The 11,833-nt window shown below is 66.8% G+C and carries 12 protein-coding genes and 1 pseudogene; 8 read left to right on the top strand and 5 right to left on the bottom strand.

The genetic code is table 11. The features are described 5' to 3' along the window. Positions 1 to 297 precede the first annotated feature (297 nt). The 5 genes and pseudogenes from MJD61_16450 (at position 298) to MJD61_16430 (ending at position 4,350) form a co-directional block, all read left to right on the top strand. Positions 298 to 1,446 carry an AAA family ATPase gene (locus tag MJD61_16450; protein ID MCG8556853.1) on the top strand — a complete coding sequence of 383 codons (1,149 nt, stop codon included), beginning with the start codon at positions 298 to 300 and terminating at the stop codon, positions 1,444 to 1,446. Between the two features lie 35 nt (positions 1,447 to 1,481). Beyond that, complete coding sequence (locus tag MJD61_16445; protein ID MCG8556852.1) at positions 1,482 to 1,961, top strand: hypothetical protein; 480 nt, start codon at positions 1,482 to 1,484, stop codon at positions 1,959 to 1,961. A 180-nt stretch (positions 1,962 to 2,141) separates the two neighbouring features. Continuing rightward, positions 2,142 to 2,615, top strand: coding sequence for a hypothetical protein (locus MJD61_16440; protein ID MCG8556851.1), 474 nt, complete (start codon positions 2,142 to 2,144; stop codon positions 2,613 to 2,615). Positions 2,616 to 2,669: 54 nt separating this feature from the next. After that, entirely contained in the window at positions 2,670 to 3,908 is a 1,239-nt protein-coding gene (locus MJD61_16435) for an aspartate kinase (GenBank protein MCG8556850.1), read from the top strand. 103 nt (positions 3,909 to 4,011) lie between these two features. Then, a pseudogene (locus tag MJD61_16430) lies at positions 4,012 to 4,350 on the top strand (helix-hairpin-helix domain-containing protein). 78 nt (positions 4,351 to 4,428) lie between these two features. On the opposite strand, the gene MJD61_16425 reads toward MJD61_16430, so the two are convergent. Further along, positions 4,429 to 4,884 carry a hypothetical protein gene (locus tag MJD61_16425; protein MCG8556849.1) on the bottom strand — a complete coding sequence of 152 codons (456 nt, stop codon included), beginning with the start codon at positions 4,882 to 4,884 and terminating at the stop codon, positions 4,429 to 4,431. Positions 4,885 to 5,158: 274 nt separating this feature from the next. Between MJD61_16425 and MJD61_16420 the strand changes: the two genes are divergently transcribed. Both MJD61_16420 and MJD61_16415 read left to right on the top strand, forming a co-directional pair. Beyond that, positions 5,159 to 6,136: a hypothetical protein gene (locus tag MJD61_16420; GenBank protein ID MCG8556848.1), complete on the top strand. Its 978-nt coding sequence runs from the start codon at positions 5,159 to 5,161 to the stop codon at positions 6,134 to 6,136. Positions 6,137 to 6,142: 6 nt separating this feature from the next. Next, a complete protein-coding gene (locus MJD61_16415) occupies positions 6,143 to 7,381 on the top strand; it encodes a PQQ-binding-like beta-propeller repeat protein (protein MCG8556847.1) in 1,239 nt (412 codons plus the stop codon). A gap of 287 nt (positions 7,382 to 7,668) precedes the next feature. On the opposite strand, the gene MJD61_16410 is transcribed toward MJD61_16415, so the two are convergent. From MJD61_16410 to MJD61_16395, 4 genes are all read right to left on the bottom strand, one after another. After that, positions 7,669 to 8,703 (bottom strand): polyprenyl synthetase family protein, encoded by a 1,035-nt coding sequence (locus tag MJD61_16410; GenBank protein MCG8556846.1) that lies wholly within the window; start codon positions 8,701 to 8,703, stop codon positions 7,669 to 7,671. A gap of 209 nt (positions 8,704 to 8,912) precedes the next feature. Continuing rightward, positions 8,913 to 10,112: a hypothetical protein gene (locus tag MJD61_16405; GenBank protein ID MCG8556845.1), complete on the bottom strand. Its 1,200-nt coding sequence runs from the start codon at positions 10,110 to 10,112 to the stop codon at positions 8,913 to 8,915. Then, positions 10,109 to 10,525, bottom strand: coding sequence for a hypothetical protein (locus tag MJD61_16400; protein MCG8556844.1), 417 nt, complete (start codon positions 10,523 to 10,525; stop codon positions 10,109 to 10,111). The genes MJD61_16405 and MJD61_16400 overlap by 4 nt, the downstream gene beginning before the upstream one ends. Continuing rightward, the gene (locus MJD61_16395) at positions 10,522 to 11,043 is read right to left on the bottom strand and encodes a hypothetical protein (GenBank protein MCG8556843.1); all 522 of its coding nucleotides are present in this window, start codon (positions 11,041 to 11,043) and stop codon (positions 10,522 to 10,524) included. The genes MJD61_16400 and MJD61_16395 overlap by 4 nt, the downstream gene beginning before the upstream one ends. Positions 11,044 to 11,171: 128 nt before the next feature. On the opposite strand from MJD61_16395, the gene MJD61_16390 reads away from it, so the two are divergent. Continuing rightward, on the top strand, positions 11,172 to 11,798 hold the full coding sequence (locus tag MJD61_16390) for a hypothetical protein (GenBank protein MCG8556842.1): 627 nt from the start codon (positions 11,172 to 11,174) through the stop codon (positions 11,796 to 11,798). The last annotated feature ends 35 nt before the right edge of the window (positions 11,799 to 11,833 follow it).

Genomic DNA, 11,833 nt, shown 5'->3' with positions numbered 1-11,833 from the left:
GTCATTCCAGGGACGATGTAGCGTGGTTGCGTCATGCTTCGCACGCCGCACCAGGCATGCCGGACAGCACCGCAGTTCATTTCGCACACTTACGCTACCCGTGGTGGCGAAAGTGCCCGCCCACGCCGGCGGACGCCGACGCGGGTCGGGTCGGCCGAAGGTCGCCGGGCTACTCCGCTCGCCGAGGGACGGGGCTGTCTCGCGACAAGGGTAGGCGGCGGGGTTATCCTCGCCGCCGGCCCGAGGGCGACCCCGAACCGTAGCGGCGCCATGAGCGCGGTGTCCGGAGAGCAGACCATGACGAATCAGGCTGACCGTCTCAAGATTCGGAGCTTCGCGCAGATCACCGAGGCCGACCTCGCATTCGGGGACCTGACGGTGCTTGTGGGCGCTCAAGGTACAGGCAAGAGCCTCGCGCTTCAGTGGCTCAAAGTTGCCATGGACGGCCGACAGATTGTCACGGCCCTGCGCGAGGCAGGTCACCCCACCGAGAAGTCCGATGTGCTCGTCGATCTCATTTTCGGCGCGGGCATGGGTGAGGCGTGGAAGGCTGGGGCCGAGGTTACCTTTAACCGCAAAAGGATCACTCCGAAGAGCCTCGGCCGCATCGGCAGCGGCAGGGAGAGGGTGTTCTTCATCCCTGCTCACCGTTCGATGCTGATCAGCGACGGTTGGGCGGCTCCGTTTCAGAAGCTGACTTCCGACACGCCCGCCGTGGCACGAATCTTCAGCCAGAATCTCTTCGATCGATTCAGCGCGCGCGGGGAGGGGGCCCTCTTCCCAATCGATCGCGTGCTCAAGAGGGAGTATCGAGAGCAAATCAACAAGGCGGTCTTTCACGATGGGAGCGTCGCGATCGAGGAAGACCGCCAACACACAAAGCGCTTGCGACTGACCCACGGCGAGATGCACCTTCCGTTCATGACGTGGACCGCTGGCCAGCGCGAGTTCACGCCCCTGCTCCTCGGTCTGTATCATCTGCTTCCGCCGAGAAAGCTCATCAAGCAGCCGGATATCGAGTGGGTAGTGATTGAAGAGCCCGAGATGGGCCTGCATCCGCAGGCTGTAACGGTCGTGATGCTTCTGGTCCTCGACTTGCTCTGGCGTGGGTACCGGGTCGCGATGTCCACCCATTCAGCTCACGTGCTGACTGCGGTCTGGATGATTCGCCGCCTGCGCGAGCACGGCGCTCGCTGGCAGCTCATCTGCGACGCATTCAACGTGCCGCCGTCGCAGCAGCTGCAGAAGGTTGCTAGAGCAGCCCTTGACAAGGACTATCGGGTGCATCATCTCAGCTTCGACGAGCACGGCAAGGTTTGCTCCGTGGACATTTCGAAGCTCGATCCTGGGGCGGACGACGAGCGCGTTGCAGGCTGGGGTGGCCTCACCGAGTTCAGCTCGCGGTTCGGTGATGCCGTGCGGACGGCTGTCAATGAGAAGCGATAATGGCGCCTCGAACGAGGAAGGCCAGGAAGACTCCCGTGCGCCAGGCACTTCGAAGCGAATCATCCCTACAGACGGACGTGAACGACGGGATCGGTGCAGTGCGGAAGGCCTACCGCACCCACCTTGCCAAAGATACCCGCGCCATGTTTGGCGACAGCCTCGACCTGGACTCGGCCCTTCAGCGGGCGCACCCGGGGCAGAGTCGCTGGGACTACCTGCTCGGCCATAGCCCTAGCCAACAGGTGCTTGGGTTGGAGCCTCACTCTGCGAAAGAGGACCAGGTGTCTACGGTGATTCGTAAGCGCAGGGCTGCAAAACAGCAGCTCGCCTCCCACCTCAAGAACGGCAAACGCGTCACCAGGTGGTTGTGGGTAGCGTCCGGCAAGGTCCAGCTCGCCGACACAGAGAGGGCGCGTCGTCGACTTGATGAGAACGGCATCGAGTTTGTCGGCAAGCAGGTCAAGGAGAAGCATCTTCCGGCCGTGCCGCCGAATAGGGGCAGGAAGCGAAGATAACTGGCACCGCCAGGACGGTTTGATGGGCGCGCATGGTCGCAGGCCGTGCTCGAGACGCCAAGTATCGGCGGGACTGCGGAAGAGCCTCACTGCACGGGCAGGAGGAGGCGTGAAGCGCGTCTTCGTTGACACCAGCTCCGGAAAGTTGCCCTTGCGCGGCAGCGGCGCTTAGAGTGGGTCATGGCTCGCTGGCTGCTGCTGTTGTGTGTGCTGGGTGTGTTTCCCGCTGCAGCTCAGGCCCGAACCGGATTCGACTATGGCTATCAGCGATCGCAGACCTGGCCCGCGCTGGTGCGCCTCGTGCGCGTCGACCTGGGCTTCGAGATCGCTGAGAAGGACCTCAAAAACGGCTACTTGCTGTTCAAGTACCGCGAGGGGCCCCGGTCGTTTCCGGGCAGCGCCGAGCTGCTTCCGTCGCGACACTACGGCAAGATGGGGGTGAGGATCGTGATCCACGTACCTTCGATGCCCCAGTACGTGGAGCGCATGCTGCTTGACCGCTTGCAGCGAAAACTGCGCGATGAGCTCGGGCAACCCTTCTCGGGTGAATCGGGGCCGCCGGCGCCAGCGAATACCGGTGGCAAGCCGGCCAAGGGGCCCGAGCCCAAGAAGCCCGCACCCAACAACAAGGAGGCGACGCCCAACCAGGACTAGCCCCGCTGAAACAGGCTTGACTAGGGGGCCTCGGGCGCTAGAAGTGCGCGCGCTGTGGCTCTGTTGGTCCAAAAGTACGGTGGCACCAGCGTGGGCTCGCTGGAGCGGATCCGCGTCGTGGCGCAACGCATCGCCGCCGCCCGCGACCAAGGTCATCAGGTCGTGGCAGTGGTGAGCGCCATGGCCGGCGAGACCAACCGGCTTTTTGCCCTTGGCCAGTCGCTCGAGGAGCGACCGAACCCTCGAGAGATGGACGCCCTCGTGTCCACCGGCGAGCAGGTCAGCTCGGCGCTGCTCTCGATTGCGCTGCAGACCCTCAAGACCCCGGCGCGATCGCTGATCGGCCACCAGCTGCGTCTGCTCACCGACGGTGTCTTTTCCAAGGCGCGGATACTGGCGATCGATGTCCGCGCGCTGCACCAGGTGCTGCAGGCGGGCCAGGTTCCGGTGGTAGCCGGATTTCAGGGCCTTGACGAAGAGGGCAACATCACGACGCTCGGCCGCGGTGGCACCGACACGACCGCGGTGGCCGTGGCGGCGGCGATCGGCGCCGATGCTTGCGAGATCTACACCGACGTCGAGGGCGTCTTCACTGCGGACCCCAACATCTGCAAGAACGCCTGCAAGGTCGCGCGGATTTCTTATGAGGAGATGCTCGAGCTGGCTTCGCTGGGCGCCAAGGTGCTGCAGATCAGATCCGTGGAGGTTGCCATGAAATTCGGAGTCCCGATTCACGTTCGCTCGAGCTTCACCGAGCGCGACGGCACCTGGGTGGGCGCGGAAACCCGTGAGCTCGAGTCGGTCGTCGTGGCAGGTGTGGCCTCGGACAAGAACGAGGTGAAGCTCACCATACGTTCGCTGCCTGACGAACCTGGGATCAGCGCGAAGATCTTCAAGCAGCTGGCGCAAGCAAACGTATGCGTGGACATGATCATCCAGAACGTCTCGCTGCAGGGAACCACCGATCTGACCTTCACTGCGGGCAAGGGTGATGTGGCGCAGGCCCGGCAGCTTGCCATCAGTCTGGCCCATCAAGTCGGCGCCGGTGAAGTCGTCGTGGATAGCGCCGTGGTCAAGGTCTCCATCGTGGGACTCGGCATGCGAAGTCATGCCGGGGTGGCGGCCAGGATGTTCGAGCTCCTGGCACGCGAGGGCATCAATATCCAAGCGATCAGCACCAGCGAGATCAAGGTGTCCTGCTTGATCCACGAGCGCTACGCGGAGCTTGCAGTACGCACCTTGCACGACGGATTCGGGCTCGCCGAGCAAGCTCCTGCGCGCAACGGCTTGTAACCGCCGGCCTGTAACCGCCGTGCAGCAACAGCTGGTCGAGACCGGCGGCGCGCAACAGGCCACGATCCGGGCCGATGACATGCCGGGAGGTTCGCCGGCCCCGATGCCACGCTCCGCACCCCTGATCTGTGCCTCGCTGCTGACGCTCGCCCTGGTGCTGAGGGCGCTGATACCAGCGTTTGGGTTCGCGGCTCCCCATGACCGCGCGCCGCGATCGCGTAAGACGGCCGGCTCGCCGCCGGGCCGGCCGCGACCAGGCGCCGGAGCACAAGCTTGGCAGGCTTGGCAAGCTTGGCAGGGTGCGGCGGCTGACCTGCTCGATCGGGGCACGCTGGATATCAACAGAGCCGATCCGGACAGCCTGCAGCTGCTGCCGGGCATCGGACCAGCCCTCGCACGGCGTATCGCGGAGCATCGCAAGCGGCACGGGCCGTTTCACACGCTCGACGAGCTCGTGCGCGTCCGTGGCGTCGGACCGGCCACGGTGGGCAGCCTGCGCGGGGTCGCTCGTGTGGATCGCTCACACGTCGAAGACCAGGCTCGCGTGCACGCTGGCGGCGAGACAGCCGGTCAGCCGCAGCGCCTCGGCGAAGAACACACACGCGCGGACGTCAGCACCCAACAGCAGGTCTCGGCTCCATAGGTAGTCCATCCCGGCGCGAACATGGGTCCCGAGCCCCAGGCCATCGGACAGCAGGCCGTCCAGGCCCACCCCGGCGAAGGGCACCACCTGCAGTACATCGACCAGGTACAGCAGGTCCAGGCTCACGAACCCCATGGGCGTCTTGCTGCCGCCCGCCGGGTGCAGCAAGAGGCCAACCCGCGTGCCGAGCGACCAGCGCTCGCCGAGCCCGAGGGTGGCGTCCAAGGCAAGTGCGGCAGTGTGGGCCGGCTGCTCGGAAGCCAAGAAGGCATAGCCCGCAGCCACTCCGGCCGTGACCTGCTCGTCGTAAGCTAGCGCCGGGCGGGAGCTCAACAGCATGCAGCCCGCTGCCACGACTGCCGGCCACGGCGACCGGTGCGGGCCCTTGGCCCCTGGGCGTCGCCAGGACACCCGCGCGCAATAGCATCGCGCGATAATGAAGCTAGCCCAGCAAGAAGCTGAGCCCAGCAAGAAGCCGAGCCCGCAGCGCACAGCGAGAGCATGCAGCGAGCCGAAAGCCGCGTTGACTTGGCAGGGCGGGGCGGTATATTCGCTCGCCCCGCGCGGGCACCAGGCGGTCCTGAAACGGCGGCGGGGAAGGGTAATCGTGGCAGCCAGTGAAGGTGAAGCGCAGCGGACCCAGCCTCTGACGGCCGGACAGCGGCTGGCGGCCAAGAAGGCGGCCAAGGCGGCACGCAAGGCCGCCAAGCGCGGGATCACACCAGCAGAGGTGCGCAAGGTGGGCGAGGGCCTGTTTAGCGCGCGTGATTGGTTCCACGAGCACCGCACGCTGCTGGTAGCCACGACGCTCGGTGTGGCTGCCGTTGGCGCCGGCATCGTGGCGCTCGAGTGGCACTCGCGCAGTTCCGCTGGGGAGGCAACCGGGACGCTGGCCCGCGCGGTCGCCACTTCGCGAGTCGCGATCGTCCAGGGGCACGAGGACGCAGGAGAGGCTTCCGAAGAGCCGACCTTCGCATCGCGCGAAGCGCGAGCCACCGAGGCGTCAAAGCAATACCGAGGCGCGCGCCAGCGGGCTCCGGATTCTCCGGTCGGTGTGTGGGCCGCGCTTGGTGAAGGCCGCGCGTTGCTGGAACTGGGCAAGGCCCAAGAAGCCCGGCGAGTCTTCACCTGGGCGCTCGGGCGGGCGGATTCGCCTTTCGAGAAGCGGCAAGCACTCGAGGGCATCGGGTTCAGCCACGAGTGCGATGAGGAGTTCGACGAAGCCGCCAAGCGCTGGGATGAGCTGGCCGCGCTGGCGGGGGGCCGCTACCGGGCGCTCGCCGACTACCATCGCGCGCGTGTTCAGTCCGCCAAGGGCGATGTCCAGGGGGCGCTGCGCACGCTGACCGCTCTGGTCGAGCGCCTCAAGAAGATCGGGGGCTCCGGGGACCCCGCTCAAGGGTTTACGGAGGCGGTGCTGAACCCCGGCCTGCTCGCGCCAGCCGAGGATCGGTTGTTGGAGCTCGAGCGCTCTGCCGCCACGAGCCAGCCCATAACCAGCGGCGAGTCCGGGTCTGCAGGCCAGCCGGCAGCTGCAAGCCAGGTAGAGCCCGGGACCCCCCCCGGCTCGGACGCGCAGGAGTAGCTGCCGGTGACAGGTCGATCCGATCGATCCGACAGGGGCGGTGCCTGCCGCTGCAGCGCAGGATCACGCGTGGGCTTGGTGCGTGTTGCCTCGTTGTTGGCGGGCGCCGTGATGGCAGCGAGCTGCGGTGTGTTCCAGCAGGACGGCAACTTCGGATGGATCGGGGCATCGGACCGGCCGTCCGGAGGCTTTGGACCGCTGAGGGTGCAGTGGATTCGCGAGCTTGCAGACGGTCGCCAGGGCCCCTACTTGCCTCTCGAAACGGCCGGGCCTGCCGTGGATGCACGCACCGGAAGGGTTTATGTCGGGCTGACGACGGGCGAGGTGTGGGCGCTGAATCGTAACGGGCGGCGTGTGTTCAAGTACCGCACGGAGTCTTCCGTCGAGGCGCAGATCGCCGTTGACGCGGACCGAGGAGAGCTGTTCATCGCGACCGAGAACGGTATCGTGCATGCTCTCGATGCCGACTCGCAGCAACGCAAGTGGCGCGCTGACTTGCACGAGCCGATTCGCAAGCGTCCGCTGCTCCTCGAGGATGCCCTGTACGTGGCTGCGGGAGGCGACGCGGTGGCCGCGCTGTCGCGGATCAGCGGCGAAACACTGTGGGCCTACCGGCGGGAGCGGCCCGACGGCTTTGCGGTGAGCGGCTACGCCGCGTTGACCCTGGCAAACAAGCGTCTGATCACCGGCTTCACCGACGGGGTGGTTGTCGCGCTGGACGTGGGAGACGGGCGCGTGCTGTGGCAGATCGACACCAGCATCCATGTCGAGCCCGGCGCAAAGGGAATGCCGGCCTTTTCCGATGTTGACACCACCCCCGCGGTGCTGGGGCAGCAGGTGTTCGTTGCGTCCTACGCCGCGGGCCTCTATGCACTGAATGTTCGAACAGGTGGGATCGACTGGCGCGAGCCCGAGCTCACGGGCATCACGGCGCTGGCGGCGCGACCGGGCCGGCTCGTGATTGCGTCCGCTGACCGCGGACTGGTGTGCATGGATCCGGCCAGCAGACGCACGCTGTGGCGCCGCCCGGCTCACCGGGGGCCGCCAACTTCGCCCGTGATCCACCGGCAGTACCTGATCGCAGGAGAGAGCCGCGGAGCGCTCAGGCTGTTGGCGCTGGACGACGGCCGAGAACTGGCGCGCGTGGAGTCGGGCACGGGATTCAGCGCTCGCGCAGCCGTCCTCGGCGGCATGGCCTTCGCGGTATCGAACGGCGGCACCGTCTACGCCTTCCGCATGAATTAGCCGGAAATTGCCGTTTCCGGCTAGCGCTCGCTTGCGCGAGCGAGGGGCGCAGCCGCGCCTGATGGCCTGCATCCTTGGTAGGGCAAGGTGTGTGTGGGTTGGCGGCCCCACGCAACGGTAACTTCGCAGAAGATATATTATGTAAACTCATGCCTGCACCCACGCCCCTCTGCCTGAACCCACGCCCCTGTGGGCGTGGAGCTTCAGTCTTCCTCGGGCCCTTAGCGATGTACTTGTATAAGCCGGTCCCCGCAGCACAGGCGCGTCGCCGTGTCAGCTGTGCGGCGTCACGACGTCCGGTTGGCCAATCCGTGCACCATCAGCTCGAGGAGCGTACGTTCGCGCGAAAGCGGAAAGACCTTCAGCTGGCGCAGGCCGAGCTCGGTTTCCCGGGCGGCGAAAGCACGAGCTTCGATGCACGCCCTGCGGACTCGCTCGGCGCGTGCCACCTGGCTGGCAGCGACGATGTCCCCAGCTCGGGCGTTGATCAAGAGCGGTCGCAGTCGTGCGGCATCATCCTGCAGCGCGAGCGCCAAGGGCAGCGTGGTCTTGCCTTCCGCGAGGTCGGCGCCCAGACGCTTGCCAACCTCGTGAGGGACGCCCTCCAGGTCCAAGACGTCGTCCACGATCTGGAACGCCACGCCGACCCGCTCCCCAAAACGGCCTGCAGCCTCGATGATCTCCGGGGCGGCGAACGCAGAGCGAGCCCCGGAGCGACACGCCATTGCGAAAAGGGATCCCGTCTTGCCGCGTACGATTTCTAGGTACCCCGTGACGCCCAGATCGTCGCGTCCGCGCGCCTTGAACTGCGCGACCTCCCCGGCGATCAGTGCGTGCATCGTTGCGATCAGATCGCTCATCGCCCCGGCGATTCCCGACGCCTCGATCAGTCCCAGCGCCGAAGTCAGCAGCAAGTCGCCCGAGAGCACGGATACCAGGTTGCCCCACTGGACCCGCGTCGCGGGCCGGCCGCGTCGCTCTTCCCCTTCGTCGATCACATCGTCGTGCAGCAGCGTGGCCGAATGGACGAGCTCGACGGCAGCAGCCAACGGGGCGGCATCACGCCCTTCTCCCCCGCAGGCCTTGGCCGTGAGCAAGGTGGCCAGCGGCCGCACGCGCTTTCCGCCAGCGTCGATCAGGTCGCGAGCCGCTTGCTCGATCAGGTCGGGGCCTCTGGCAGCCTTGCGAACCAGATCGTCCAGTATCGGGATCGTATCCGATAACAGGCTGTGAGCCGCATCCAGCTGCTGGCGGGCATGAGCCGCCGAAGGGCGCGCGACCGAAGCCTCCCGAAGGCCCTCGAACGGTGCGGCAGGTATCATGCTGGGTCCATGGTTCGGCGCCGGAGCCGAGCCGCCCTGGCCAATGAAGTCCGTCTGATTCGCGCCCAAAAAGTCCCTCGGCTGGGCTTCATTGGCTGGCGGGTTTTCTTTCCTGCTGATGACCGCACAGGTGGATGAGCGAACACGGCCACGCGAGGCCGGCTGGAAACTAGGTCTAAGCCCCTATTTCGTCAAGCGGGCTAGCCGAGCTAACGGCGGCGATCAGCGGGCTTGCCCCAGCGCACGAGCACCCCATCGTAGGCTTCGTGCGAACCTGGCTCGGAAGCCGCGAACACATGCGCACTGACGCGGCCCCTTGCGTAGGCGCGCAGCACCTGGATGGTGGGGGCCGGAGGTCCGGGGGGCCGAGCACGTTCGGACGGCGGCGCAGCGGGCTCCGACTGTATCTCGACCGGATCGAGCAGCATGACTTCCGGGTCGTCGGCCGGTGCCAGTGGATCCGGAGACCCGTCCGGCGGCGGCGTGCTCGACCCGGCGCGCGCAGCCCGGGCAGCCCGTCCTGCCGTCAGTTCCAGCGTCCCCGGGTAGTGCTTCACCGGTCGCAGTGCTTGCGCCTGGAGCAAGGTGTCCAGTCTGCCAAGCGCCCAGTCGCACGCCTCGCGCCTGGCGTCGGGCAGCTCGTCCACGACGTTGCGACGCTGCTCTAGCTCGTACCAGCGGGAGAACCCGAAACCTGGCAGCAGCAGCTCGGCTTGCACGAGCCTGCCGTCCCGGAGTCCTAGGCGAACGACCGCTTCAAGCCGGCGCTCGATCCGTGTGGCTCCGGGCACCGGAATCCAGTAATCGAGCGCCTGCCGCTTGGTGCACCGAAATGGGCTGCAGCGAGGTACCGGTGTGCTGCCGTACGCTTCGGAGAAACCTGGATTGCGAGCGGCCACGTCGGGCAGCGGACTGCCCCAGTTCACGATGCCGAGCAGGCGCTGCATCCATTTCGAGGTCCATCGTGATAGCCACGTACGATGGAGCTCGCTGTCTTGCGCGGCCTTGTCGTGCTGCTCGGCCCTGCGCAGCTGCTCTTCGGCGTTTCGACGGCGCCCGATGCCGTCCAGGACCCGCAGCCTGGCTCGCGCCCGGCCAGCGAAGGTGCCGTTCGGGTAGACCCGCAGGTAGCGTTCGACCCCCGAGCGGTCGTCTCGGTGTGTCTCGTAGAACGCCGCTTCGCGGGTGGCGAGCTCGCGGCGAACACTCCCCTGCCACCAGCCGGATGGCTGCCGTTCGAGGTAGTCGCGCATGGCAAGCAGGCGCTCGTCCTCGCCGCCGGCCAGCCGCACCAGCCGGTAGTCGTCGTAGTCGGCCGTGGAGGCAAACAGCACGCAGCCCTCGGCGCACAGGGCAAGAAGAACAAGCAGCGAGCTTCCACGAATGCGGGACACGCGCCGCAAGCTCACGGTGCGGCTCCTGCGTCGATCGTGATAACGGCCGGCCCGCGACACAGCGTCAACGTGGAGCACTCGGGCAACGACTCGGCGGGCCTGTCCAGGGTGGCGAAGGAGCTCAGGGCGTTCAGGCACGATTGCGCGGCCCGCCGTGTTGGCCTGCAGCCCGGCGCCCAGAAACGACGCTGGCACAGCCCGAGGGCCCGCGCACGGCAGGCGCGGTACTCGAAATCGTCGGGAGTCGTGGTCGCAAACTCGTGCCGCAGCAGCCTGCGGTGGCAAATCAGGCCCTCGCGCTGCGGGCAGTACGCGTGCAGGTCGGCGAGGCTCTCCTCGCGGCCGCAGGATCCGACGCTTCCAGGGGTCGCTGCCACGAGCAGGAGCAACCCGATGCTGCCTGCCAGCGGCGCTGGAATTGCCCTCACGGCAGCACCTCGTAGTCCAACAGGGCTCCGAGCTCGAGGCTCAGCAAGGGATGGAGCGACGAGCCCGCCCCACCAAACAGGCCGAGCCCGCCTTGGCTGAACACAGCGATGCCGGCTCGCACGCGATACGCCAGCAACAAGGAGGCCGTGAGGCCGAACGCCCGGCTTGGTCCCGCCGCAAGCCAGGTCACACCGGCATGGGTCAGGACGAGCGTTCGTCGCGAGCTCTCCACGTAGGCGCAATAACCTGGAGTCAGCGCCAGCTGGCTAGCCGGCTCAAGCGGCTCCGAAAATCCTCCGTCGGCCGAGAGGTTGAATTCCGCCCCGAGCGAAGGGCCGTGCAGCACGGTTCCGGTCTGCAAGACCGCATAGGACAGTCGAGCGCCCGTGAACCACGGAGCGAGCCAACCCTGCCCGAGATAAGCATGGCGGGCAACGCGCAGCGACGTTCCGAGCGAGCCTGTGAAGATCCAGTGAGGCGGTCTGGCGTGCGCTTGTGCGCGTGCGGGTATACACATGGCAAGCAAGCTCGACGCCATGCACAAGCAACCCAACGCGGTGTCGAATGCGCGGCGGCTGCCGTTTGCCCTGCGGCGCTCGCGCACAGCGCCCGGGCGAACGAAACCAGCGTGGTATACAGACCCTGATGTCACGTTTTTGGGCAGGTTTCTTGGCCGCTTCGGTGGTGTGGGGAGCTGGGGCTGCGATCTACGCATTGGGCTACCTGGACGCGCTGCTGGGCCCCTCCCCCAGGTCGACTGCCGGCGCACGCGAAGATGCGCCCCGGCGTGCGTCCAAGCAAAGACGGCGTGGCAGGCGCAACAGCCGCAGGCCCAAAAGCAAGCACTCGAGACCGCGCTCCGGCTCCTCCGGACGGCGGCCGGCCCGCGCGCTCGACGCTCGGCCGCAGCCGGCCGATGTACTCAGCGGCGACGCCTTGGGCGAGCCCGGGACGAGAGAGCTCGACGTGAGCACGTCCGGGGGCGAGGAGCAGCTCACGGGGTACGACATCGAGCGAGGTTTCGATTCGGTGTTGCCAGCGATACGCCGCTGCTTGGTGTTGGTTGACGGCGATCGTTTCCTGAGCGGGCGCATCATCTTCGGGCTCAGGATCCACGGGGCGAGCGGAGTCAGCAAGGTGAACCTTCGGGGGCCGGCCGCCGTGACGCGAGGCGAAGCGGGCTCGTGCCTGCGTGCCGCCGCCCGTGGCATCGCGTTTCGGCGCTTCGATGGGCCCGACATGATCGTGCACTTTCCTCTGACCTTGGAGTAAGGGCCCGCGGAAGAATAACTCGTCGAGACCGGCCG

The sequence above is a fragment of the Pseudomonadota bacterium genome (genome assembly GCA_022361155.1).
GTDB lineage: Bacteria > Myxococcota_A > Polyangia > Polyangiales > JAKSBK01 > JAKSBK01.
This window is presented reverse-complemented; position numbering and strand designations above follow the sequence as displayed.

What these genes read in the sequence shown, in the direction of transcription:
- MJD61_16450 (MCG8556853.1), top strand. Translation starts at nt 298, where the DNA reads ATGACGAATCAGGCTGACCGTCTCAAGATTCGGAGCTTCGCGCAGATC.
- MJD61_16440 (MCG8556851.1), top strand. Translation starts at nt 2,142, where the DNA reads ATGGCTCGCTGGCTGCTGCTGTTGTGTGTGCTGGGTGTGTTTCCCGCT.
- MJD61_16410 (MCG8556846.1), bottom strand. Translation starts at nt 8,703, where the DNA reads ATGATACCTGCCGCACCGTTCGAGGGCCTTCGGGAGGCTTCGGTCGCG.
- MJD61_16395 (MCG8556843.1), bottom strand. Translation starts at nt 11,043, where the DNA reads ATGTGTATACCCGCACGCGCACAAGCGCACGCCAGACCGCCTCACTGG.
- MJD61_16390 (MCG8556842.1), top strand. Translation starts at nt 11,172, where the DNA reads ATGTCACGTTTTTGGGCAGGTTTCTTGGCCGCTTCGGTGGTGTGGGGA.